This window comes from Bradyrhizobium sp. JR3.5 (genome assembly GCF_054057015.1).
The window spans coordinates 2,489,389-2,511,791 of record NZ_JBSRYV010000001.1 but is presented as its reverse complement, the minus strand read 5'-3'; the positions used below and the strand labels follow the sequence as shown (position 1 = coordinate 2,511,791).

The window sequence follows — 22,403 nt, the reverse complement described above, 5'->3', positions numbered from 1 at the left end:
TGGAGGGTGAGTTAACGCTCACGACGGGCGTCATGCGTACTGTGCAGCGGATTCCGTAGGATGGGTAGAGCGAAGCGAAACCCATCATTCCGTCCGCGTGTGAGATCGATGGGTTTCGCTGCGCTCTACCCATCCTTGTATTAGCGCGCTGGATTAGACTGGCCTCGTTCCGAGAGGAATGGCCCAGCTCGGGTGGCCGCCCGGGCTGGGCCGCTGATCGATCGGATCGATACCCATCGAAGCCTTGAGGGCTGTCGTTCGTAGCAAGATCGCGATCGGCACTTCATCGGGACCCGCATGGTTGAACGAACTCTAGGTTCGCATCACAAGGGAGGGTCGAGGAAGATGGCCAAGCGTATCACAATCTGTGCCGGAATCGATATCGGCAAACGGAAGCTCGACGTGGCGCTCGCCGACGGCTCGGACCAGCTGCAGGTGGAGAACACGGCGGATGGTTACAAGACGCTGTTGGAGTGGCTTGGGCGCCACAAGGTCAGGCGGGTTGGGATCGAGGCGAGTGGTGGCTATGAGCAGCCGGTCGTCGTCGAGCTGCGGCGCAAGCGGTTTGTCGTCGTGGTGTTCCAGCCGGCGCAGGTGCGTGCCTATGCCAAATACCGCGGGCAGCGCGCCAAGAACGATCGGATCGATGCCGCGCTGATCGCCGCCTGCACCGCTGCGGTCAAGAAGATCCACCCGGCACCCGACGCCAGATTACCGCCCTTGGCCGGACATCTGACGCTGATTGATCAGATCGGAGAAGATATCGCGCGATTCAAGAACCGGCTCGAGAGCTGTCGCGACGCGCGTATCCAAAAGCTATGGAAAGACGACATCGCTCGTCTGGCCAAGCGCGAACGGGTTGAGTTCAAGGCTCTGGTGGCGGCGATCCGCGAGCAACACGATCTCGCCGCCCGGCTCGACCTGATCCACAGCGTCGGTGGGGCCGGGCTGCCGACTGCGGTCGCCGTCCTGGTCCGGATGCCCGAGATCGGCCAGGTCAGCCGCGAGCAGGCTGCAGCACTTGCGGGCCTAGCGCCGTATGACGACGACAGCGGCGAACACATCGGCGCTCGTCACATCGACGGTGGACGCAAGCGTCTGCGCCAGGCGCTCTACGCTGCGGCGCTGGCGGCGTCCTTTCGCTGGAATCCGCAGCTCATCGCCCTGTACAAACGATTGATCGCCGCCGGCAAAGGCCACAAGCGTGCCCTGATCGCCTGCGCCAGGAAGCTGCTCATCTTCATCAACACCGTGGTGGCTCGAGCGATCCCTTGGCAAGCTCACTTGCCAGTCGTCGCTCCGGCAAGCTGAAGCGTTTCTTTGTTCGATCGGGGCACCGTTTCTTCGTCCCGACCTGCCGTCACGAGGACGCCGCGCACAGCGGCCGTCAAGGATGGCCGTCGCTCAAATGCCGCCACATCCCCACTCTCGCCAGGCCACGCCTTGATGGCCGCGAGCACGGCGTCAGTCTCAACGGCGATCGGGCAATTCAATCGCACACAATCGGAAACGCTAATGGTTGCTACGGGAGCTGTGCGAGCGGCACGCGCAGCGCTACGCCACGAGCTTCGGCAGCGCGGCTGCAAGCGCGTCCACCGCAAGCCGGACCTTCAGCGGCAGTCGCGGCGTCGGCAGCCACCGCGCGTGGCAATCGTAGAGAAGTTCCCCTTCATTGCCGAGAACGCGGACCAGCGTGCCGCGCTCGAGGCGTTCGCGCACCAGCCAGGAGGGCAGCCACGCCAGCCCCATGCCGCGTGCCGCGGCGTCGGCGATGGCCTCGAGATCGTCGAGCCTGAGCCGCCCGGCCGGCCACACCTCGCGCGGCGGCTGGCTGTCGCGCGGGAACAGCCATGGGCGCGCGCGTCCCAGGCGGCGATAGATGATCGCCTGATGCTGGCCGAGCTCGTCGAGCGTGCGCGGCTTGCCGTGGGCCTTCAAATACGCGCGCGAGCCGCACACCACCATGCGCTGGCGCGCGATGCGCCGCGCGATCACGCCGGATTGCTCGTCGAGATCGCCGGTCCTGATCGCAAGGTCGTAGCCGCCCTCCATCAGATCGGCGACCGGATCGCCGAACGAGAGATCGAGCTCCAGGGCAGGATATTTCTGCGCCAGTCTGAGCAGCAGCGGCGCGACGCAATGCCGGCCCAACAGCGCCGGCATCGTCACCTTGAGCCGTCCGCGCGGTTCGGACAGCTGATCGGAAGCGAGCGCGTCGGCGGCTTCCGCTTCGGCGAGCACAGCGCGGCAGCGCTCGTAATAGGCCTGCCCGAACTCGGTCAGGCTCTGACGCCGCGTGGTGCGGTGGATCAGGCGGACGCCGAGCCGCTCCTCGAGGAAGCGGACATGCTTGCCGACCATCGGGCCGGACATCTCAAGCGCCTCGGCGGCGGCCGCGAAGGAGCCGAGATCGACCGCCCTGAGAAACACGGCCATGCTGGTCAGGCGGTCCATCATTCGAAACCCTCAGTTTTGACTGTTCAGTCTGCGGGATGATTTATCCGCAGAACTGGCCTTGGCATAGCTCATTCAACTCAACTGTTTTGGAGTGTTGCCGATGGCTCGCGTGGTTCGTTTTCATCAACATGGTGGTCCCGAGGTGTTGCGCATCGAGGACTTGGCGATCGCGCCGCCGGCGCGCGGTGAGATCCGGATCCGGATCAAGGCGCTCGGACTGAACCGCGCCGAGGCCCTGATGCGCACGGGGACCTATATCGAGACGCCGACATTGCCGTCCGGCCTCGGCCTTGAGGCCGCCGGCCTTGTCGAAGCGATCGGCGAGGGGGTCGACGGCTTCGTGCTTGGGGATGCCGTCAGCATCGTGCCGCCGATCTCGATGGCGCGCTGGCCAGCCTATGGCGAGCTCGCGACGTTTCCGGCCGAACTCGTCGTCAAGCATCCGCCGGCGCTGGGGTTCGAGGCGGCGGCCGCGGTGTGGATGCAATACCTCACGGCGTATGGCGCCTTGATCGATATTGCGAAGCTTGCCCGTGCGGAGTTCATCGTCATCACGGCAGCATCGAGCAGCGTCGGGCTGGCCGCGATCCAGATCGCCAATCGTATCGGGGCGATCCCGATCGCGGTGACGCGGACCTCGGCCAAGGCGCAGGCCCTGCGCGACGCCGGCGCTGCGCATGTGATCGCGTCTGCGGAGGAAGACCTGCAATCAAGGCTGGAGCAGATCGCAGGGCCGAACGGCGTTCGCGTGGTGCTCGACCCGGTCGGCGGCCCCATCTTCATGCCGCTGACGTCAGCGATGGCGCATGGCGGCATCCTGATCGAGTATGGCGGGCTCAGCGCGGAGCCGACGCCGTTTCCGCTGTTCACCGTGCTGAGCAAGAGCCTGATCCTGCGTGGCTACCGTGTGCACGAGATCGTCCAGGATCCGGCGCGGCTTGAAGCGGCGAAGGAGTTCATCCTCGACGGGCTCGCAGACGGCGCGCTGAAGCCGATCATCGCCCGGACGTTTCCGTTCGAGGAAATCGTCGCGGCGCACCGGTATCTGGAGTCGAACGTGCAGTTCGGGAAGATCGTCGTGACGGTGTGAGGCGGAGCGGATGCTTGGCCGCGTCATTGCGAGCGGAGCGAAGCAATCCATCGGGCCGCATGCGCGAATGGGTGGATTGCTTCGTCGCTTCGCTCTTCGCAATGACGAAGGTGGTTTACGTCCCGCAGAACGTCTGCGTCACCATCTGCTCGGGCAGCGGAGGATCGGCGTAGGCCACGAATTGCGGCTGATCCTCGAACGGCTTGGCCAGCACCGTCAGCAGCTCCTCGAACGGCGCGTAGTCGTCGCCGTTGACGGCTGCCTGGATCACCGCCTCGATCCGGTGGTTGCGTGGGATGAAGGCCGGATTGACGGCCCCCATCGCGATTTTGCGCTCGGCCGCGCTGTGCTGTTCCAGCGCAAGGCGCGCGCGCCAACGGACAGCCCATTCGTCGAATGCTGCCGGATCGGTGAACTGCGCGCGGACGTCGGCGGCGTCGCCGCTCGCTGCCTCGCCGAGATGGCGGAAGGTCAGCGTGAAGTCGGCCGCGTTCCTGGCCATCGCGTCGAGCAGGTCCTGGATCAGGGCCTCGTCGCCGTCGCGTGCGGTGAACAGGCCGACCTTGGCGCGCAGTCCGGCCTGATAGGCCGCGGTGAATTTTTCGGGGAATTCGCCGAGGATGGTCTGTGCTTGCTCGATGGCCTTTTCCTGTTCGCCATCGAACAGCGGCAACAGGCACTCGGCGAGCCGGGTCAGATTCCACAACGCGATGCGCGGCTGATTGGCATAGGCATAGCGGCCCATCTCATCGATCGAGGAAAACACCTGCGCCGGATTGTAAGCGTCGAGGAAGGCGCAGGGGCCGTAGTCGATGGTCTCGCCCGAGATCGAGCTGTTGTCGGTGTTCATCACGCCGTGGATGAAGCCGACCAGCAGCCAGCGCGCGACGAGATTTGCCTGCCGTGCCACGACGCCGGCGAGCAGCGCATGATAGGGCTGGGCGGCATCCTTCAGCTCGGGATAGTGCCTGGCGATGACATGGTCGGCGAGCGCGCGCACGCCGTCGGTGTCGCCGCGGGCGGCGAAGAACTGGAAGGTGCCGACGCGGATGTGGCTCGCGGCGACGCGGGTCAACACCGCGCCCGGCAGCGCGGTCTCGCGCATCACGGGCTCGCCGGTGACGACGGCGGCGAGCGAGCGGGTGGTCGGGATGCCCAGCGCGAACATCGCCTCGCTGACGATGTATTCGCGCAGCACCGGACCGAGCGCGGCGCGGCCGTCGCCGCGGCGGGAGAACGGGGTGGGGCCACTTCCCTTGAGCTGAATGTCGCGGCGGACGCCGTCTCTGTCGATGACCTCACCGAGCAGGATGGCGCGGCCATCGCCGAGCTGGGGCACAAAGTGCCCGAACTGGTGGCCGGCATAGGCCATCGCGATCGGGTCCGCCCCGTCAGGCAGCCGCTTGCCGGCGAGGATTTCGGCGCCCTCCGCCGTCGAGAGCAGGTCCGGATCCAGCCCGAGCTGGACCGCGAGCGGCCGGTTCAGCTTGATCAGCCGGGGGGCGGCCACCGGGGTCGGCGCGACGCGGGCGAAAAAGTTCGCCGGCAGCGCCGAATAGGTGTTCTGGAACGGGAAATGGATGGTCATATCGGGAAGATAGGCCTGCGGGCCGAATAGGCAAACGATCGGCGCCCACTTGGCGACGGATCGGCGTAAAATCTGCGGTTTCGGGGCAAAACCGCCCGTTCCCTTGGTTGCCGCACCCGGCCTCGTCGGGTAAACCCTCCGCAACTTCGGACAGGGCATTTTGGCCCTGTCGCGATTCGACCCTCCGACATCAGTTTTGGAACGAATATGCATCGCTACCGGTCACACACATGCGGCGCGCTCCGAGAGAGCGATATCGACCAGACGGCCCGGCTGTCAGGCTGGGTCCACCGCGTCCGAGACCATGGCGGCGTGCTGTTCGTCGATTTGCGCGACCATTACGGCATCACCCAGTGCGTGGCCGACCCGGACTCGCCGGCGTTCGCCGAGGTCGAGAAGTTCCGCTCGGAGTGGGTGGTACGGATCGACGGCAAGGTGCGCCGCCGTCCCGCCGGCACCGACAATCCCGAACTGCCGACCGGCCTGATCGAAATCTACATCAAGGAGATCGAGGTGCTTGGCCCGGCGGCCGAGCTGCCGCTGCCGGTGTTCGGCGAGCAGGAATATCCTGAAGACATCAGGCTGAAGTACCGCTTCCTCGACCTGCGTCGCGAGAAGCTGCACCAGAACATCATGACCCGCGGCGCGGTGGTCGATTCCATGCGCAAGCGGATGAAGGAGCAGGGCTTCTTCGAATTCCAGACCCCGATCCTGACGGCGTCGTCGCCGGAAGGCGCGCGCGACTTCCTGGTGCCCTCGCGCATCCATCCCGGCAAGTTCTACGCGCTGCCGCAGGCGCCGCAGCAGTACAAGCAGCTCTTGATGATGTCGGGCTTCGACCGCTACTTCCAGATCGCGCCGTGCTTCCGCGACGAGGACCCGCGCGCCGACCGCCTGCCGGGCGAGTTCTACCAGCTCGACGTCGAGATGAGTTTTGTCACTCAGGACGACGTGTTCGCGGCGATGGAGCCTGTCATCACCGGTGTGTTCGAGGACTTTGCCAAGGGCAAGCCGGTGACCAAGAACTGGCCGCGGATCCCGTTTGCCGAAGCGGTGCGGAAGTACGGGTCCGACAAGCCCGATTTGCGCAACAAGATCGTGATGCAGGAGGTTTCCGAGCACTTCCGCGGCTCCGGCTTCAAGGTATTCGCTCGAATGCTGGAAGATCCGAAGAACCAGGTCTGGGCCATTCCGGGCGCCGGTGGCGGCTCGCGCGCCTTCTGCGACCGCATGAACTCGTGGGCGCAGGGCGAGGGCCAGCCGGGCCTCGGCTACATCATGTGGCGCGAGGGCGGCGAGGGTGCCGGTCCGCTTGCGAACAACATCGGCCCCGAACGGACCGCTGCGATCCGCGACCAGCTCGGCCTGAAGGAGGGTGATGCTGCGTTCTTCGTCGCCGGCGATCCCGAGAAGTTCTGGAAGTTCGCAGGTCTCGCGCGCACCAAGCTCGGCGAGGAATTGAACCTGATCGACAAGGACCGGTTCGAGCTCGCCTGGATCGTCGACTTCCCGATGTACGAGTATGACGAGGAGAACAAGAAGGTCGACTTCTCGCACAACCCGTTCTCGATGCCGCAGGGCGGCCTCGACGCGCTGAAGTCGCAGGATCCGCTTGTTATCAAGGCGTTCCAGTATGACATCGCCTGCAACGGCTACGAGATCGCCTCCGGCGGCATCCGCAACCACAAGCCGGAAGCGATGGTGAAGGCGTTCGAGATCGCGGGCTATGGCGAGCAGGAGGTCATCGACCGTTTCGGCGGCATGTACCGCGCGTTCCAGTACGGCGCCCCACCGCATGGCGGCATGGCGGCCGGCCTCGACCGCATCGTGATGCTGTTGTGCGGCACCAACAACCTGCGCGAGATCTCGCTGTTTCCGATGAACCAGCAGGCCATGGATTTGTTGATGGGCGCGCCGTCGGAAGCAACGGCGAAGCAGCTCAAGGAGCTGCACATACGCACCAACCTGCCGGCGAAGGGGTAGCCTTTGAAGTCACCTCGCCCCGCGCTTGCGGGGAGAGGTCGGATTGCGAAGCAATCCGGGTGAGGGGCCTCTCTCCGTGCAAACTCATCTTTCGAATTTGCGGATGCAGCCCCTTCACCCTGACCCTCTAAGAGCGAGCTTCGCTCGTATCGGCCCCGTAAGAACGGGGAGGGGAAAAGAGCAGGTCAGGGCTCCGCGATCACAACCCCGTCGAGGCCTCGATCCGGAATTGCGCCAGCGCCGACTGTGGATCGGTCTTGAGCAGTTGCATCAATTGAAGCACCGGCGCTTTCGCGCGCGGGGCCAGCTTGATGACGAGCGTCTGCCCCGGCGTCTCGATGAACTGGCTGATCGCGGTGATGAGGGCGGCGGCATCAGGATTGCCACCGCCGACCGCTTCGCCCTGCGCCTTGATGCTGCCGAGGACGGCATTGCGCGCCTCGTCGCGGCTGACATTCTGGGTGCGCGCGTATTGGGCGATGGCGAGATCGATGACGCCGAGGTCGTGGACGGCAAGCTCGATCGTGCCGGCCTCGATCTGCGCGACCGCGCCCAGGGATTCCGCGGCGCTGGTCGAGAATGCCTCGCGCGGCACGTTGGCGAGCGAGACCTTCGCCGACGCGTTCAACAGGCCCGCCATGTCGAGCTTGATCGGCTCGAGCGCGAACGAGCGTGACGCCTCGGTCCAGACCGCGCCGAGATCGGCGTCGACGGCCATCCGGTCGATCCCGGCGGCGACGAGTGCCTGTTGCCGCGGATCGGCCGCATCCAGCGGCGCCGCCATCTTCGCGACCAGCCGCAGCTTGCTCGGGATCGTCCCGACGAACTGGCCCCAATCGAGGCTGAGGACGTCGATGTTGACCGGCTTGCCGGTGGCCTTGTAGGGCGACGTGACACCCTTGACCTCGACGCCCTCGATCAAGGGGGAACAGCGCCAGCGCCTGTTCAGGTGACGGCTTCTGCCCGGCGAACTGTGCCGATAGCCGGACGGAGCTGGCGACATCGAGCGACTTCAGCGCGAAACGTCCGACCTTGACGGTGCCATTCGGCACACGTGCATCAAGTCCTTCGACCGCAAGCTCGCCGATCTTGCCGTGTTCGAAGTTGAAGCGCATCGAGGCGAGGTTGGTCGGGCCCTGCGGTGTCTCAAGCGAGAGCCCATGCATCTCGGCATTTCCGATGCCGGTGCCCGCATAGATGCCGGCGATTTTTTCGAGCAGTTCGCGCGTCTGGGCCGCAGACGGCGGTGCGCTCCCTGGCGGCGGGATCATCGCCAGCAGCGCCGGCAGTTGCATCCGTGACGGGTTGATCCTGACGTCGTCGATGGTCACGCCGGCGATCCGCAAGCTTATGCCAGGGCTGGCGGTGATGACATAGGGACCGGCCGAAACGTGTCCCTGAATCCGGTACTCCCGGTCGTCGTTGGCCTTGGCGGGATCGAACATCGCCGCCATCGCGCCGACGTCGATATCGATCGCGACGATATTGGCGAGGTCGCCGGTCATCTTTATCGGTGTGCCGGCCGCCTGCTGGTTGACCGTGAACGCAACCTTGTCGGTTTTGCTGGACGCGATTTTTCCGTCCTTCATGTTTTCGATGGTAAGGCCCGAATAAGCGAACTCGCCGCTGGCGCCCTCGCCGGCATGTGCGACAGCGCTGAGGGTCATCGGTCCCGTCAAGGTAGGCGCGCTCACCGATGACGCGCTGATGTGCGCAAGCTGGGCGAATCCAAACCGGTACAGTTCGAAGATCGACGACGAGGCCGGAAGCTGAGGCAGGCCGGCGGGGCCGGAATAGTCCTTCACCGTGACCCGCGGCGCTTTGTAGGTGAGGGAGCCGATCGCGGGTGTCGGTCCGGCCAGACCGACCTCGACATCGTTGAACTCGATACGATCAGCGGAGACGCGTGCCGCTTCCGGCTGGCCGAGGCCCGACGCCGTCAGGCTGGCAATCTTGATGCTGACCGGGGGCTGTGTCGCCGACTCGGTGGCGATGTCCGAAATCGTCAGGGTGCGGCTCTTGGTGTCGAAAGTGATCTTGCCGTGGCTCGCCTTGGCGCCGGCGGCACGGACCTGCTCGAAGGCGGCCTCGACGTCGCGCGTGACCCGGCGCTGGGCATAGAAGTCGAAACCGAAGTAGCCGCCGGCCGCGACGACTGCGACGGCGACCAGGCCGAGCAGAATTTTCTTCATTCGGTCAACTCCGGATCATCAAGGAAAAAAATTGCCAATCGGCGGTCGGAAGGTGCAGCATCGATGAATCGGCCCGCCCGGGCCTGTTGACGGGGATAGTATCCGATGTTGCATCCAAGCGGCGGGACATGCTTCACATCCGGCTCGATTTGCCGGACAACTGACTTTTGCCTGGGTTAGCACAGAAACAAGAAATTTGGGCCGGAAACGCGGGAAGCACGCATGTCGTCATCGTCTGAAGAACTCCATAACGCCGCGCTCGCCTATCACCGGCTGCCGCGGCCGGGCAAGCTCGAGATCCAGGCGATCAAGCCGCTTGCCAACCAGCGCGACCTGGCGCTGGCCTATTCGCCGGGCGTGGCCGCCGCCTGCACCGAGATCGCCAAGAACCCGGCCGAGGCGGCGACGCTGACCGCCCGCGCCAATCTGGTGGCCGTGGTCTCGAACGGCACGGCGGTGCTCGGGCTCGGCAATATCGGCCCGTTGGCCTCCAAGCCCGTCATGGAAGGCAAGGCGGTGCTGTTCAAGAAATTCGCCGGCATCGACGTGTTCGACATCGAGATCAACGCCAATACGATCGAGCGCGTGGTCGAGACCGTCGCGGCGCTGGAGCCGACCTTCGGCGGCATCAATCTGGAAGACATCCGCGGGCCGGAGTGCTTCGAGATCGAGACGCAGCTCAAGGAGCGCATGAAGATCCCGGTGTTCCACGACGATCAGCATGGCACCGCCATCATCGTTGCGGCCGCGATCGTCAACGGGCTGCTCTTGAACGGCAAGCAACTGTCCGACGTGAAGATCGTCTGCTCGGGCGCGGGCGCTGCCGCGATCGCGACGCTCAATCTCCTGGTCTCGATGGGGGCGCAGCGCAAGAACATCTTCGTCTGCGACATCGACGGTGTGGTCTATGAGGGCCGCAACACCACGATGGACCGCTGGAAGGCGGTCTACACCCAGAAGACCGACGCGCGCGTGCTCGCCGACGTCGTTCCGGGCGCGGACATCTTCATCGGGCTGTCGGCGCCGGGCGTGCTGAAGCCCGAGATGGTCATGCAGATGGCGGACAAGCCGCTGGTGATGGCGCTTGCCAATCCGGTGCCGGAGATCATGCCGGAAGAGGCGCGCGCGGCGCGTCCCGACGCGATGATCTGCACCGGCCGGTCGGACTATCCGAACCAGGTCAACAACGTGCTGTGCTTCCCCTTCATCTTCCGCGGCGCGCTCGACGTCGGCGCCACCGCGATCAACGAGGCGATGAAGCACGCCGCAGTCGACGCGATCGCACAGCTCGCGCGCGATCCGCCGTCGGATGCGGTGGCCCATGGTTTCGACACCGGCGAGACGCAAGGGTTCGGGCCTGGCTCGCTGATCCCGAGCCCGTTCGATCCGCGCCTGATCCTGCGCATCGCACCGGCCGTGGCCAGGGCCGCGATCGAGTCCGGCGTCGCGACCCGGCCGATCACCAATTTCGACGAATACGCCGCCAACCTCGAACGCTTCGCGTTCCGCTCCGGCCTCACCATGAAGCCGGTGTTTGCCAAGGCGAAGACCCAGCCGGTGCGCGTGATCTACGCCGAGGGCGAGGACGAGCGCGTGCTGCGCGCGACACAGGTGGTGCTCGAGGAAAAGCTGGCGCGGCCGATTCTGGTCGGCCGTCCGTCGGTGGTCGAGACCAGGATCAAGCGCTTCGGCCTTTCGATCAAGGCCGGCCGCGATTTCGACCTGGTCAATCCCGAGGACGACCCGCGCTACCGTTCCTACGTGCAGTCCTATATCGACGTCGCCGGCCGTCGCGGCGTGACGCCGGAGGCTGCGCGAACGGTGGTCCGCACCAACAATACCGTGATCGCGGCGCTGGCCGTGTCGCGCGGCGAGGCCGACGCGATGCTGTGCGGCGTCGAGGGCCGCTACATGAGCCATCTGCGCCATGTCCGCGAGATCATCGGCTTCCTGCCGGGGGTCAGCGACTATGCCGCGCTGGCGCTGATGATCACCTCCACCGGCGCCCATTTCCTCGCCGACACCCAGGTGCGGCCGAATCCGAGCGCGGAGGAACTGGCGGAAGTCGCGTCGCTCGCGGCGATCCACGTCCAGCGCTTCGCCTTCAAGCCGAAGGTCGCCTTCGTCTCACATTCCGACTTCGGCAGCTATGATACGGACTCCTCGCGCAAGATGCGGCGGGCCACCCAGCTCTTGAAGGACAAGCATCCGGAGATCGAGGCCGACGGCGAAATGCAGGGCGACACCGCGCTGTCGGCGGTTGCGCGCAAGCTCGTCCTGCCGCAGTCGCGGCTGGAAGGCGAGGCCAACATCCTGATCATGCCGAACCTCGACGCCGCCAACATCGCCTACCAGATGATCAAGTCGCTGGCCAACGCGTTGCCGGTGGGGCCGATCCTGATTGGTCCGGCGCGTCCGGCGCACATCCTCACCCCCGGCGTGACGGCGCGCGGCATCCTCAACATGACCGCGGTTGCCGCGGTCGAGGCCCAGGAGCGCGCCGGCCGCGCGCAGCCGACGCTGTTTGGCTGAGCAAGAGTTGTTTTCAGCATGATCTCCGCGCAAACGCATGGCGCTTGTCGCGAGGGAAAACCGCTAGGCACTTTTCCGGATCATGCTCGAGACGGATTCGATTTGATCGAAGCAGGCCGGGCGGCCATACTCGCTCCGCCTGCTTCGTCCGATTTCTGCCATCCAGTGAGGCCGACCCATGCCAGCGTTCATCACCTTCGGGCGCATTCTGTTCGCCGTGCTGTTCCTCTATTCGGGGGCGAGCAAGCTGTTCGGCATCCAGGCGACGGCGGATTTGCTCACGGCCAAGGTGACGATCCCGGCCATCGTCGCGCCCTATACGCAGCAGATCGAAACCTTCGTCGGCATGCCGTTCATGCAGCTGCTGGCGATCACGGTCGGCGGGTTCGAGATCATCGCGGGCGTGATGATCGCGGTGAACGTGCTGGCAAGGTTCTTCGCGATCCTGCTGATCATCTTCGTTTGCTTCACGACCTTCTATTTCCATGATTTCTGGAATCAGCCGGCGCCCGACAACGCCAAGACCCTGATCGACGCGCTGAAGAACCTGTCGCTGATCGGCGCGCTGTTCATCATCGCCGGTTACGGCCGCGGCCCCCGCCGCGACGACCCGGCGTATGGGGACGTGTAGAGCGGCAGCGTAGCTGCGTAGGATAGGTAGAGCGAAGCGAAACCCATCATTCCGTCCGCGTGTGAGATCGATGGGTTTCGCTGCGCTCTACCCATCCTTGTATTAGCGCGCTGGATTAGACTGGCCTCGTTCCGAGAGGAATGGCCCAGCTCGGGTGGCCGCCCGGGCTGGGCCGCTGATCGATCGGATCGATACCCATCGAAGCCTTGAGGGCTGTCGTTCGTAGCAAGATCGCGATCGGCACTTCATCGGGACCCGCATGGTTGAACGAACTCTAGGTTCGCATCACAAGGGAGGGTCGAGGAAGATGGCCAAGCGTATCACAATCTGTGCCGGAATCGATATCGGCAAACGGAAGCTCGACGTGGCGCTCGCCGACGGCTCGGACCAGCTGCAGGTGGAGAACACGGCGGATGGTTACAAGACGCTGTTGGAGTGGCTTGGGCGCCACAAGGTCAGGCGGGTTGGGATCGAGGCGAGTGGTGGCTATGAGCAGCCGGTCGTCGTCGAGCTGCGGCGCAAGCGGTTTGTCGTCGTGGTGTTCCAGCCGGCGCAGGTGCGTGCCTATGCCAAATACCGCGGGCAGCGCGCCAAGAACGATCGGATCGATGCCGCGCTGATCGCCGCCTGCACCGCTGCGGTCAAGAAGATCCACCCGGCACCCGACGCCAGATTACCGCCCTTGGCCGGACATCTGACGCTGATTGATCAGATCGGAGAAGATATCGCGCGATTCAAGAACCGGCTCGAGAGCTGTCGCGACGCGCGTATCCAAAAGCTATGGAAAGACGACATCGCTCGTCTGGCCAAGCGCGAACGGGTTGAGTTCAAGGCTCTGGTGGCGGCGATCCGCGAGCAACACGATCTCGCCGCCCGGCTCGACCTGATCCACAGCGTCGGTGGGGCCGGGCTGCCGACTGCGGTCGCCGTCCTGGTCCGGATGCCCGAGATCGGCCAGGTCAGCCGCGAGCAGGCTGCAGCACTTGCGGGCCTTGCGCCGTATGACGACGACAGCGGCGAACACATCGGCGCTCGTCACATCGACGGTGGACGCAAGCGTCTGCGCCAGGCGCTCTACGCTGCGGCGCTGGCGGCGTCCTTTCGCTGGAATCCGCAGCTCATCGCCCTGTACAAACGATTGATCGCCGCCGGCAAAGGCCACAAGCGTGCCCTGATCGCCTGCGCCAGGAAGCTGCTCATCTTCATCAACACCGTGGTGGCTCGAGCGATCCCTTGGCAAGCTCACTTGCCAGTCGTCGCTCCGGCAAGCTGAAGCGTTTCTTTGTTCGATCGGGGCACCGTTTCTTCGTCCCGACCTGCCGTCACGAGGACGCCGCGCACAGCGGCCGTCAAGGATGGCCGTCGCTCAAATGCCGCCACATCCCCACTCTCGCCAGGCCACGCCTTGATGGCCGCGAGCACGGCGTCAGTCTCAACGGCGATCGGGCAATTCAATCGCACACAATCGGAAACGCTAATGGTTGCTACGGGCATCGCCGCTTTCAACCCACGCGCCGCCACGGTGTGACGCTGACGTCCTGCGCGGCGTCGATCAGTTGCGGCGCACCGGCGTGAAGGCCGTGCGCCGACAGCACCTGCTGCGGGGTGCGGGCAGGGACGCCGGGAAAGCACGGCTCGCCGTCGGGGATGCGCACCTTCGGTGCGACCGAGAGCCAGAACGTGTCGTAGCGGTCCATGAACATGCCGAACACGCCGGGACCGCCGATGATCGCGACCATCCCCGAGGTCACGCCGGCCTCGCGGCTCGCGGTCTCGAACGGGCAGCCGGCGGGATTCCAAAGCAGCGCCTTCGGATTGTCCGGGTCGGGCGCGATCGCCGCGACCTTGCCGGTCAGGATCAGGCGGCGCCGTTTCGGCGCGTTCGGCTGCTCTTCCTGGGAGTGGCGGCCATGCACGACGAGATCGGACCGGTCGAGGGCTGCGGTGAAGAACCGCTTGTCGCCCTCGATCTTGAGATCGTCAGGCATCACGTTGTGCGCGTTCGCCAGCCGGCCGTCGGCCGAGACGATGACAAAGCCCTCAATACGCAACGCTGGCACAGAAGCGATCGCCGGCGCGGCTACTGATCGACGGTGGTGACGACGCTGTTCACCGGCCGCGAGCTCACGGTCGGCAGCTTGACGTCCTTGGCGAGCTCCTGCTCGTATTGCGGCAGCACGGTCGCCGGGAATTTGGCGCGCATCGCCACCACCTTGTAGCCGCCGGCCTTGAGCTGCGTCAGCAGCGTCGGCAGGGCTTCCGCCGTGTGCTTCTGGAAGTCGTGCATCAGGATGATGCCCTTGCCGAGCTTGGCGAGCTTCTTCATCACGGTGTCGATCACCTGTTGCGAGTTCTTCGACTTGAAGTCGAAGGAGTCGAGATCGCAGGAGAAGATCGCGATGTTGCGGTTGCCGAGATAGGTGACCATCTCCGGCGGATGTTGCAGCGCCGGGAAGCGGAAGAACGGCGAGGGCGACGTCTCGAGCGCCCACTTGACCGCAGCCAGGCCGCGCTCGATCTCGTCCTTCTTCTGATCCTCGGTCAGCTTCTTGTTGTTCAGATTCTCGTGCGACCAGGTGTGCGAGCCGACGGTGTGGCCGGCGGCATAGACCTGGCGCAGGATCTCCGGGTGATACGTGGCGTGCTTGCCGATCGGGAAGAAGATGCCCGTGGTGCATTCATCCGCGAGCGCCTTCAGCACCGCCGGCGTGTTGGCTGGCCACGGACCGTCGTCGAAGGTCAGCACCACCTCATGGTCGCGCAGGAAGTCGAGCTGCTTGAAATGCTCGAAGCCGAAACCTGGACCGCCGGTGGTGTCGATCTCGACGGTGCGGGCGACGCCGAGCGCGTTCGGGTTGTTGCAGGCGGCGCGTGCCGGCTGCGGCGGTTGCTTCGGCGGCACTTGAGCGGCCGCTGCGGTGGGCGCCGGCGCAGCTGCGGCAGGCGCTGGAGCTGCGGCCGCCGGCGCTGCGGCGGCGCCCTTGGCGGGCGGCGTCGTCTGCGACCAAGCTGCGCTCGACGCGAGCAACGATACGGTCCCTGCGAAAATCAGACCTGCCGCAATGCGCATGGCGTGTTCCCTGCTGATCGCGCTCCCGGTGCCGGCACTGCCGCAACCAAGGCCGCTTCACCCCCAACCGATCGTACCCTAGTCACAGTGCCGACGCCAAGGCAATGAACGTGGCGGGGCCCTGTCCGAAATCCCAGTTAATTCCGGGGATTACCGCCGCCTCTCAGGCCGCCGCCAGTGCCCGTGCGATCCCGGTCTTGATGCGCGTGTCGTCCGGCGTGACCGACTCAGGGAAGACGTCGGCGATATAGCCGTCGCGGCCGATCAGGTATTTGTGGAAATTCCAGCGCGGCACGTCCTTGGGCCGTGTTTCCGCCGCCCAGCGGTAAAACGGATGCGCGTTTGCGCCCTTGACCACGGCCTTCGCCGTGATCGGGAAGGTGACGCCGTATTGATGCTGCGCGGTCTCGGCGATCTCGGTCGGGCCGCCGGGTTCCTGGCCGCCGAAATCATTGGAGGGTACGCCAATGATGACGAAGCCGCGATCGCGGAATTCGTTCCACAATTGCTGCAGGCCGGCATATTGCGGCGTGAAGCCACAGAGCGAGGCCGTGTTCACGATCATCAGCGGATGGCCGGCATAGTCGGCAAGGCGAATGTCGCCGCCAGAGAGTGCCGGGAATGAGAAGGCGTAGGCGGTGATCCGGCTCATCGCCGGCTGCTCCGCATGCAGCGCACGGGATCCTGCGGCCGCGGCGAACGCCGCCACGATCAGTGTCCTGCGGTCCATCATGGTCTCGTCCCCGGAACAGATGTCGCTGACATCATAATCCAGCGGGCAGGCGCAAGCTTTCAAGAAGGCGTTATAGGTCGCACTCAGCGCAGGGGCAGGATGAAGTCGGTGCCTTCGCCGGTCTCGCCCTGGTTCACGCCGAGGTCGGAGACGATGATCGATCCGCCGGTGCCGAGCGCTTCGTTGATCCGCGCCATCGCGTCGGCCGGGATCGAGATGCGGTCGAGCGCCTCGGCCGGGGTGTCGGTCGCCGGCTGCGGCTTCGCCTCGACCGGCGCTGCGGCCGCCAGCTTGCGACGATGCGCGGCACGCTCCTCGACGTCGATCCGGGCGGCGTTGCGGGTCGGCAGCGTCACCACCGACCAGCGCAGCAGGTTCGCATCGGTCTTGTCGGCTTCCGCGGTGAACACATGCGTGCCGAGCGGCCGGTCGCTCGCCGCGATCGTCACCGGCGCCTCGAACAGCGGCGCAAAGTTCTGCCGCACATAGAGCTTGGAATCCTTGCGGCTGATAAATACCGCGATCTGTCCGGCGCGCCTCGGTGCGTCGATCTTGGCCACGCCCGGCAGCCGTGCCGGATCCTTGGCTGCGTCCTGCTTGGCATCGGGGGTATCAGCGGTGGTTGCGGCCTCGGCGGGCTTGTCCGCCGTCTTGACCGTATTCGCCGCATTGGCGGCGTCCTTGGCCGCATCAGCCTTCGATGCGTCGGCCTTGGGTGCCTCGGCAACGCCGGGCCTGGCGGCGTCCGGCTTGGGCTCATCGGCCTTGGCTTCGGCCTTCACCGGGTCGCTTGCGGACACCTCGGACTTCGGCGTGTCGGTGCTGCCGGTGACTTCGCCGACGGTCTTGTCGTCGGTGGCAGCGCTGCTGTCGTCAGCGGCCGAATTGGTGTCGGCCGGCTTGTCGGCCGCGGCAGTCTCGGTCGCGCTCGTCTTGGACTTGTCAGCCGCGATCTTCTCCGCAATGGCGTCGCGGGCGGTCGAGGAGGAGGCATCGGACATCGTCGCCGACGCGCTCGCCGCCGGCATCGCGCCGCTGGCGTCGGCGGTGTGGGTGTTGTCGCGCAGCGACGCGGGCGCCGCCGCATGGCCGACGCTGGTGCGCAAGTCGAGACTGGATTGCTTGTCCGCACCCTTGTCGCTCTTCACGCCGAGCGGCGCATCCATCTTCAGGACGTCATCGGCAACCGGCTGCTGCGGGATGACCTTCTGCGTCGCCAGCAGCGGATGCGAGAAACTCTCCGGCGAGATCGTGCCCGGCGTGACGAACACGCGGGCGCCCATCCGCGTCCAGTTGTACATCTTGACCGCAAACGACATCGGCATGCGGATGCAGCCATGCGAGGCCGGATAGCCCGGCAGCACGCCGGCGTGCATGGCGATGCCCGACCAAGTGATGCGCTGCATGTACGGCATCGGCGCGCCGCTGTAGATGTTGGACTGGTGGTATTTCTGCTTCTGGATAACGCTGAAGACACCCATCGGGGTCGAATGCCCCTTCATGCCCGTCGATACCGGGCTCTCGGCGTAGAGGCCGTTGGTGTCGTAAATGCTGACGCGCTGCTGGTCGATCGAGACCGAGATGATCAGGGGACCCTGCGGCTTGCGGCCGGCCTCCTTCTCGATCGCCGGATTCTTCTTGACCGTGCTGCGCTTCGGCTTCGGCCGGGGCTGCGGCGGCATCGGCTCGACATCGCCGTAATAGCCGGAGTCACGGTTCCAGTAGAACAGGGCTGCATCGGCCTGCGAGGAGGCGGCCACGGTGCCGGCCGCCGTCAGAATCGCAAACTGCCAGAACCGCCCATTCGCAGAATCAAAAATTGAAATCCGACGTCCGCGTGCGCGCATATTCCGAATCCCAGTCCAAACTATCTGTTGGTTGTCGCAGACGCCGAACGCGTTCACCAGCGCAAGCGATCTAACCGTTCCGTGAGGGGCAGATTTTCGACGAAACAGTAGCAAAAAAGCCTCACAGGAGGTTAAAGCGCCCGGCCTGATCACCGAACTGTCAGCGCCTTCCTGTGCGGCGTTTGCGCACTACATAGGCGGGACCCACCCCGCGGAGACCTCAATGACATCGAGAAATGTGAGCTTGTGTGACGTGCGATTGTTGTCTCGATGGGGCTGTGCGGCGCTGCTGATGTTGCTGGCTTTGGGGCAGGCAGTTCCCGCGGCCGCGGCCGACGAACCAGACCTGATCTTTCGTCGCTCGACAGTGTTCAAATGGGTGAGCCCCAACGACAAGCTCGCGACCTATGGCGTCGACGACCCCGAGGTCGAGGGCGTCGCCTGTCACTTCACCGTGCCCGAGAAGGGCGGCTTCAAGGGCTGGCTCGGCCTTGCCGAGGAAGTCTCCGATATCTCGCTGGCTTGCCGGCAGATCGGGCCGATCCGCTTCAAGGGCAAGCTCGGCCAGGGCGACGACATGTTCAGCAAGCGGCGGTCGCTGTTCTTCAAGAAGATGCAGATCGTGCGCGGCTGCGACGCCAAGCGCAACGTGCTGGTTTACATGGTGTATTCCGACAAGCTGATCGAGGGGTCGCCGAAGAACTCGACGTCGTCGGTGCCGATCATGCCGTGGGGCGCGGCCGACGCTACCGCCGTGCAGAAGTGCGGCGAGTTCATTCAGTAGCGGGACCATGGGCTTGGCTCGGGTGGCTGACGCGACGGATGAGCTACGCATGATCCGGAAATGTGCGAAGCGGTCTTCCGAAACGTCATGCGCAAACAAGTAGCTAAAGCGCGCTCTTCATCGCGTTTTAGCTACTTGATTTGCCCGAACTGCTTGGCGCCGATACTGAGGCCTGGCTTGACCTTCGGGTCGCGGCAGCCGACGAGGTGGACCAGCTTCTGCTGCGCGCACTCATTGTCGCCCATCACATAGGCGCCTTGTTGCGGCATCGCGGCCGTCATCTGTTGCTGCCGGCCGGATTTGCCGGCCGCGGATGGATTGCCAACACCGACGTTGCCATTGCCCACGACTGACATCCTTCGTTGGATCGGGAATCACCACAACGTGCCACCGCCGAGATGGTTGCACCGCGCCCAGATGAGTCGGCCAAACCGCCGGCCGGTTCACGCCGCCCTTGCTGTACTGCTTCCTGTCTCAGCAGAGGAAAGTTAAGAAAGCGCGGTAGCCCGCTCAATTTGCACGCATAATCCGCGGGCTGAGTGCAGCCGCCGGGCGGCTCCCCCCGATGCGCGAAATTTTGAACGCGCTTATGGGCGTCGCACCTTCACTGAAAACATTGGTGTTTTCCGGCCCAATGTTTCGTGGGCTGCCCGCCGACGAAACAATTCTCCGGCCGACGAAACCATTTTCAGCTTGTTCCGCAGAACTCCCGAAACGGCAGATCGTTATCAGTCCGTCAACAGAACGGCGACGCCGAACAGGAATGACGGAGACTGCCAGATGCGGACCATGAGCCTGATCCTCGCCTTCGCTTTCGTGATGGCCGGTTCGTCGATGGCTGGTACCCCGGACAATGGTTTGCCCGGCATCGGCACCTTCTCCTACAACGGCTCGCCGGTGGTCACCTCGGCCCCGATGGTGATGGCGCAGGCCAACTGAGCGCGACGCGACAGACAGAACTGCCGGTAAAGGCTCCCCATGTTGCTCCGCATCTGTTCCGCCGCGATCCTGGCATCGCTCGCCCTCTTAGGTTCCGCGCAGGCCCAATCGCAACTTCCGCTCGACTCGATACAGATCCGGTCGCTCTACCGCGTGCCCGAACCGCGCGACGAGTTCGTGCGCCAGTGCGCGCCGCATATGCTCGGGCGCTGGGCGCATCCCGAGGCCGTGTGCGGTTGCCTGCATGACCATGCTGCCGCGACGGTGGACGATCCCGATCTGCGCCAGGCGCTGCTGCGTGGCATCAGCGAGACCGGTGTGCCGACCATCGAGACCGATTGGGTGCCGCCATCCAAGCAAAACGAGATTGGCCCGACCTTCACCAAGATCGCCAAGCCGACGCTGCAATGCATGTTCGAGCCGATCTCGAACTGAGCGGCGCGTTACCGATGCAATGATGGACGAGGCGCCTCGCGACAGCGGGGCGCTTTACTTTTTGGCGAGGCGCGGCACGCAGCTTTGGGTCCGCATCACACCGTTCTGGCTCAGCTTGGCGCCGATCACCTGCTTGATCTGCCCGGCCGGGCAGGAGCCGTCATCGACCAGGACGCGCTGACCGACCCGGAGGTCGACGATGTCAGCCTCGCGCATGACGGTCTGTGCGGAGGCGGCATGAATGATCGCGACAAGTGCTGCGGCGCTGACCAGCGCGACCAATCCAATGCGCGGCATCGCAGCCTCCTTCACTTGTTCTGGATCTTGACCCCGTCGGGGCCGACATTGATCTGCAATCCTTCGGGCTGCTTCTTTGCCTGATACAGATTGTAGCCGAGCATCCCTGCGATCACGACCAGCGCGCCGATCACGAGATACAGGACGTTGCGATTGGGCATCCGGTATCTCCGTAGGCGGACACTGACTGAACGCGGGCGACCTTAGTCAGGTGGTTGCGATTCTCCTAGAGCGCTGCGGCCTGGCGGATGGCTTCACCGATATCTTGCGCGTCGCGCGCAGCGCAGTCAGCGTTGTCTTCGCCAATTGTTCCGCCGACGCGACGAGTTGCGGAACCGGATGACCGGAAAATCCCAGCACGAAGCCAGGCAGTGGGCGTGCGCGATGATAGGTCTCGGCGAGCAGCCAGCCGCCGACGCCGGCAGCCGCTTTGGCCTGTGCGGCAACCAGCGGATCGGTCGCGGGATCGAGCCGCGCCACGAGATGCAGGCCTTGCGACGGCACCGGAACCGTGAGCTCGCCCTCGGATGCGCGGGTGAGTGTCGACGCCAGCACGTCGCGCGCCTCGCGATAGAGCTTGCGCGATTTGCGCAAGTTCGCAGCGAAGACGCCGGAGTTCAGCATGTCGGCGACCGCGCCTTCCATCAGGGTGCCGGGAAAGCGATCGAGCGCGGCGCGCGCCGCCGTCACCGGACCGATCAAGGCTTCGGGCAGCGCGCAGTAACCGATCCGCAATCCCGGAAACAGCGTCTTCGCAAACGTCCCCATGTAGATCACGCGGCGCAGATGATCGATGCCGGCGAGCGACAGCAGCGGCGCGCCGTCATAGCGGAACTCGCTGTCGTAATCGTCTTCGAACACGAAGGCGCCGGCGTCCCTGGCCCAGTCGAGCAGCTCGAGCCGGCGCGGCATCGCCATCTGCACGCCGAGCGGAAACTGGTGCGACGGCGTGACGTAGGCGGCGCGCGCCGCGGCAGCGGATACGCGTCCCCTATCGATGCGCATGCCTGATCCATCGACCGGCACCGACACCGGGCGATAGCCGCAATGCTCGATCGCGCGCCGCGCCGCCGGATAACCTGGGTCCTCGCACCAGACCTGGTCGCCGGGCTTGAGGATCGCGCCAAGCACGATGCGCAGCGCATGCAGTGTGCCCGAGGCCAGCATGATCTGGTCGGGATCGCAGCGCAGCCCGCGCGCCGACAGCAGATGGTCTGATATGGCTGCGCGCAATTCGCTGCTGCCGCGGGGATCGCCGTAGTGCAGGTGCTCGGAGCCGAAGGCGCGCAGCCGTCGGCCGGCAAAGGCGCGGAAGCGCTGCAACGCGCGGTCATCGATATGCGTGCAGCCGAGCGACAGCGCATTGTGCTGCGGCGGCTCGATCTCGATCTTCGCGCGTCGCGGCGCTGTGGCCTGCGCCGGAATGCGCGCGGCGACGAAGGTGCCGGAGCCCGTGGTCGCCACCGCAAAGCCGTCGGCGATCAGCCGCTCATATGCCGTGGTGACCGCGTTGCGGCGAAACCCGGTCTGTCTGGCCAGCGCGCGCGACGGCGGCAGCGGCTCGCCCGGCTTGACGAGGCCGCCAACGATGGTGTGGCACAGCGCCTGATAGAGCCGCTGCTGCGAGGCCGCTGCCGCCGTCACGTGCGGGCCGGTGAGGTCGAGCGGCAGCTCGGGCTTGCGCGCCGCGGGCTTGCGGGAATTGGTCGGAATTTTTCGCATGGAATTGGCACTATCGCAGACCAAATGGGCCGCTACAACTCTGGACAGATTCCAGATTTCGAAAGGCACTGCCGTGACCGAAGGCGCGTCCACTCCGTCCTAC

23 protein-coding genes are annotated in these 22,403 nt (G+C 65.2%); 12 read left to right on the top strand and 11 right to left on the bottom strand.

Translation table 11 applies throughout. From position 1 onward, the window contains the following. The first annotated feature begins 345 nt into the window (after positions 1 to 345). Positions 346 to 1,311: an IS110 family RNA-guided transposase gene (locus ACVWW1_RS12630; RefSeq protein WP_456655983.1), complete on the top strand. Its 966-nt coding sequence runs from the start codon at positions 346 to 348 to the stop codon at positions 1,309 to 1,311. 243 nt (positions 1,312 to 1,554) lie between these two features. On the opposite strand, the gene ACVWW1_RS12625 is transcribed toward ACVWW1_RS12630, so the two are convergent. Continuing rightward, positions 1,555 to 2,454, bottom strand: coding sequence for a LysR family transcriptional regulator (locus ACVWW1_RS12625; RefSeq protein ID WP_456656664.1), 900 nt, complete (start codon positions 2,452 to 2,454; stop codon positions 1,555 to 1,557). Between the two features lie 103 nt (positions 2,455 to 2,557). Between ACVWW1_RS12625 and ACVWW1_RS12620 the strand changes: the two genes are divergently transcribed. Then, positions 2,558 to 3,547: a zinc-dependent alcohol dehydrogenase family protein gene (locus ACVWW1_RS12620; RefSeq protein ID WP_456655992.1), complete on the top strand. Its 990-nt coding sequence runs from the start codon at positions 2,558 to 2,560 to the stop codon at positions 3,545 to 3,547. A 115-nt stretch (positions 3,548 to 3,662) separates the two neighbouring features. Here ACVWW1_RS12620 and ACVWW1_RS12615 read toward each other — a convergent pair whose 3' ends face one another. Continuing rightward, complete coding sequence (locus ACVWW1_RS12615; RefSeq protein WP_456655991.1) at positions 3,663 to 5,135, bottom strand: protein adenylyltransferase SelO; 1,473 nt, start codon at positions 5,133 to 5,135, stop codon at positions 3,663 to 3,665. Positions 5,136 to 5,342: 207 nt separating this feature from the next. On the opposite strand from ACVWW1_RS12615, the gene aspS reads away from it, so the two are divergent. Further along, the gene (gene aspS / locus ACVWW1_RS12610) at positions 5,343 to 7,118 is read left to right on the top strand and encodes an aspartate--tRNA ligase (RefSeq protein WP_456655990.1); all 1,776 of its coding nucleotides are present in this window, start codon (positions 5,343 to 5,345) and stop codon (positions 7,116 to 7,118) included. A gap of 199 nt (positions 7,119 to 7,317) precedes the next feature. Here aspS and ACVWW1_RS12605 read toward each other — a convergent pair whose 3' ends face one another. Next, positions 7,318 to 8,040 carry a hypothetical protein gene (locus ACVWW1_RS12605; RefSeq protein ID WP_456655989.1) on the bottom strand — a complete coding sequence of 241 codons (723 nt, stop codon included), beginning with the start codon at positions 8,038 to 8,040 and terminating at the stop codon, positions 7,318 to 7,320. Positions 8,041 to 8,315: 275 nt separating this feature from the next. On the opposite strand from ACVWW1_RS12605, the gene ACVWW1_RS12600 reads away from it, so the two are divergent. The 6 genes from ACVWW1_RS12600 to ACVWW1_RS12575 all read left to right on the top strand — a co-directional run bounded on the left by ACVWW1_RS12600 (position 8,316) and on the right by ACVWW1_RS12575 (position 13,746). Beyond that, a complete protein-coding gene (locus ACVWW1_RS12600) occupies positions 8,316 to 8,495 on the top strand; it encodes a hypothetical protein (RefSeq protein ID WP_456655988.1) in 180 nt (59 codons plus the stop codon). A gap of 14 nt (positions 8,496 to 8,509) precedes the next feature. Next, positions 8,510 to 8,818, top strand: a complete 309-nt coding sequence (locus tag ACVWW1_RS12595; protein ID WP_456655987.1) for a hypothetical protein — start codon at positions 8,510 to 8,512, stop codon at positions 8,816 to 8,818. A 9-nt stretch (positions 8,819 to 8,827) separates the two neighbouring features. Continuing rightward, the gene (locus ACVWW1_RS12590) at positions 8,828 to 9,400 is read left to right on the top strand and encodes a hypothetical protein (protein ID WP_456655986.1); all 573 of its coding nucleotides are present in this window, start codon (positions 8,828 to 8,830) and stop codon (positions 9,398 to 9,400) included. 132 nt (positions 9,401 to 9,532) lie between these two features. Beyond that, positions 9,533 to 11,842: an NADP-dependent malic enzyme gene (locus ACVWW1_RS12585; protein WP_456655985.1), complete on the top strand. Its 2,310-nt coding sequence runs from the start codon at positions 9,533 to 9,535 to the stop codon at positions 11,840 to 11,842. Between the two features lie 178 nt (positions 11,843 to 12,020). Then, entirely contained in the window at positions 12,021 to 12,473 is a 453-nt protein-coding gene (locus ACVWW1_RS12580; protein WP_456655984.1) for a DoxX family protein, read from the top strand. Between the two features lie 307 nt (positions 12,474 to 12,780). Continuing rightward, positions 12,781 to 13,746 (top strand): IS110 family RNA-guided transposase, encoded by a 966-nt coding sequence (locus ACVWW1_RS12575; protein WP_456655983.1) that lies wholly within the window; start codon positions 12,781 to 12,783, stop codon positions 13,744 to 13,746. 229 nt (positions 13,747 to 13,975) lie between these two features. Here the strand turns inward: ACVWW1_RS12575 and ACVWW1_RS12570 are convergent, their stop codons facing one another. From ACVWW1_RS12570 to ACVWW1_RS12555, 4 genes are all read right to left on the bottom strand, one after another. Continuing rightward, positions 13,976 to 14,533: a dihydrofolate reductase gene (locus ACVWW1_RS12570; protein ID WP_456655982.1), complete on the bottom strand. Its 558-nt coding sequence runs from the start codon at positions 14,531 to 14,533 to the stop codon at positions 13,976 to 13,978. Positions 14,534 to 14,553: 20 nt separating this feature from the next. After that, positions 14,554 to 15,543: a polysaccharide deacetylase family protein gene (locus tag ACVWW1_RS12565; protein WP_456655981.1), complete on the bottom strand. Its 990-nt coding sequence runs from the start codon at positions 15,541 to 15,543 to the stop codon at positions 14,554 to 14,556. Between the two features lie 163 nt (positions 15,544 to 15,706). After that, positions 15,707 to 16,276: a glutathione peroxidase gene (locus tag ACVWW1_RS12560; protein WP_456655980.1), complete on the bottom strand. Its 570-nt coding sequence runs from the start codon at positions 16,274 to 16,276 to the stop codon at positions 15,707 to 15,709. Positions 16,277 to 16,359: 83 nt separating this feature from the next. Continuing rightward, positions 16,360 to 18,123, bottom strand: coding sequence for a L,D-transpeptidase family protein (locus tag ACVWW1_RS12555; RefSeq protein ID WP_456655979.1), 1,764 nt, complete (start codon positions 18,121 to 18,123; stop codon positions 16,360 to 16,362). Between the two features lie 223 nt (positions 18,124 to 18,346). On the opposite strand from ACVWW1_RS12555, the gene ACVWW1_RS12550 reads away from it, so the two are divergent. Then, positions 18,347 to 18,907, top strand: coding sequence for a CreA family protein (locus tag ACVWW1_RS12550; RefSeq protein ID WP_456655978.1), 561 nt, complete (start codon positions 18,347 to 18,349; stop codon positions 18,905 to 18,907). A 131-nt stretch (positions 18,908 to 19,038) separates the two neighbouring features. On the opposite strand, the gene ACVWW1_RS12545 is transcribed toward ACVWW1_RS12550, so the two are convergent. Next, positions 19,039 to 19,263 carry a hypothetical protein gene (locus ACVWW1_RS12545; protein WP_456655977.1) on the bottom strand — a complete coding sequence of 75 codons (225 nt, stop codon included), beginning with the start codon at positions 19,261 to 19,263 and terminating at the stop codon, positions 19,039 to 19,041. A gap of 424 nt (positions 19,264 to 19,687) precedes the next feature. On the opposite strand from ACVWW1_RS12545, the gene ACVWW1_RS12540 reads away from it, so the two are divergent. After that, complete coding sequence (locus tag ACVWW1_RS12540; protein ID WP_171947546.1) at positions 19,688 to 19,846, top strand: hypothetical protein; 159 nt, start codon at positions 19,688 to 19,690, stop codon at positions 19,844 to 19,846. Between the two features lie 39 nt (positions 19,847 to 19,885). Beyond that, a complete protein-coding gene (locus tag ACVWW1_RS12535; RefSeq protein ID WP_207838996.1) occupies positions 19,886 to 20,281 on the top strand; it encodes a hypothetical protein in 396 nt (131 codons plus the stop codon). A gap of 54 nt (positions 20,282 to 20,335) precedes the next feature. Here the strand turns inward: ACVWW1_RS12535 and ACVWW1_RS12530 are convergent, their stop codons facing one another. From ACVWW1_RS12530 to pdxR, 3 genes are read right to left on the bottom strand one after another with little or no spacing between them, the layout of a single operon-like run. Further along, complete coding sequence (locus ACVWW1_RS12530; protein WP_456655976.1) at positions 20,336 to 20,578, bottom strand: DUF6719 family protein; 243 nt, start codon at positions 20,576 to 20,578, stop codon at positions 20,336 to 20,338. Between the two features lie 11 nt (positions 20,579 to 20,589). Beyond that, positions 20,590 to 20,739 carry a hypothetical protein gene (locus ACVWW1_RS12525; protein ID WP_165445530.1) on the bottom strand — a complete coding sequence of 50 codons (150 nt, stop codon included), beginning with the start codon at positions 20,737 to 20,739 and terminating at the stop codon, positions 20,590 to 20,592. A 46-nt stretch (positions 20,740 to 20,785) separates the two neighbouring features. Beyond that, a complete protein-coding gene (pdxR, locus tag ACVWW1_RS12520; RefSeq protein ID WP_456655975.1) occupies positions 20,786 to 22,300 on the bottom strand; it encodes a MocR-like pyridoxine biosynthesis transcription factor PdxR in 1,515 nt (504 codons plus the stop codon). Between the last annotated feature and the right edge of the window lie 103 nt (positions 22,301 to 22,403).

Coding starts and splice junctions, on each gene's coding strand:
- ACVWW1_RS12630 (WP_456655983.1), top strand. CDS start 346: ATGGCCAAGCGTATCACAATCTGTGCCGGAATCGATATCGGCAAACGG.
- ACVWW1_RS12625 (WP_456656664.1), bottom strand. CDS start 2,454: ATGGACCGCCTGACCAGCATGGCCGTGTTTCTCAGGGCGGTCGATCTC.
- ACVWW1_RS12620 (WP_456655992.1), top strand. CDS start 2,558: ATGGCTCGCGTGGTTCGTTTTCATCAACATGGTGGTCCCGAGGTGTTG.
- ACVWW1_RS12615 (WP_456655991.1), bottom strand. CDS start 5,135: ATGACCATCCATTTCCCGTTCCAGAACACCTATTCGGCGCTGCCGGCG.
- aspS (WP_456655990.1), top strand. CDS start 5,343: ATGCATCGCTACCGGTCACACACATGCGGCGCGCTCCGAGAGAGCGAT.
- ACVWW1_RS12600 (WP_456655988.1), top strand. CDS start 8,316: ATGCCGGCGATTTTTTCGAGCAGTTCGCGCGTCTGGGCCGCAGACGGC.
- ACVWW1_RS12585 (WP_456655985.1), top strand. CDS start 9,533: ATGTCGTCATCGTCTGAAGAACTCCATAACGCCGCGCTCGCCTATCAC.
- ACVWW1_RS12580 (WP_456655984.1), top strand. CDS start 12,021: ATGCCAGCGTTCATCACCTTCGGGCGCATTCTGTTCGCCGTGCTGTTC.
- ACVWW1_RS12575 (WP_456655983.1), top strand. CDS start 12,781: ATGGCCAAGCGTATCACAATCTGTGCCGGAATCGATATCGGCAAACGG.
- ACVWW1_RS12565 (WP_456655981.1), bottom strand. CDS start 15,543: ATGCGCATTGCGGCAGGTCTGATTTTCGCAGGGACCGTATCGTTGCTC.
- ACVWW1_RS12560 (WP_456655980.1), bottom strand. CDS start 16,276: ATGATGGACCGCAGGACACTGATCGTGGCGGCGTTCGCCGCGGCCGCA.
- ACVWW1_RS12555 (WP_456655979.1), bottom strand. CDS start 18,123: ATGCGCGCACGCGGACGTCGGATTTCAATTTTTGATTCTGCGAATGGG.
- ACVWW1_RS12550 (WP_456655978.1), top strand. CDS start 18,347: ATGACATCGAGAAATGTGAGCTTGTGTGACGTGCGATTGTTGTCTCGA.
- ACVWW1_RS12545 (WP_456655977.1), bottom strand. CDS start 19,263: ATGTCAGTCGTGGGCAATGGCAACGTCGGTGTTGGCAATCCATCCGCG.
- ACVWW1_RS12540 (WP_171947546.1), top strand. CDS start 19,688: ATGCGGACCATGAGCCTGATCCTCGCCTTCGCTTTCGTGATGGCCGGT.
- ACVWW1_RS12535 (WP_207838996.1), top strand. CDS start 19,886: ATGTTGCTCCGCATCTGTTCCGCCGCGATCCTGGCATCGCTCGCCCTC.
- ACVWW1_RS12530 (WP_456655976.1), bottom strand. CDS start 20,578: ATGCCGCGCATTGGATTGGTCGCGCTGGTCAGCGCCGCAGCACTTGTC.
- ACVWW1_RS12525 (WP_165445530.1), bottom strand. CDS start 20,739: ATGCCCAATCGCAACGTCCTGTATCTCGTGATCGGCGCGCTGGTCGTG.
- pdxR (WP_456655975.1), bottom strand. CDS start 22,300: ATGCGAAAAATTCCGACCAATTCCCGCAAGCCCGCGGCGCGCAAGCCC.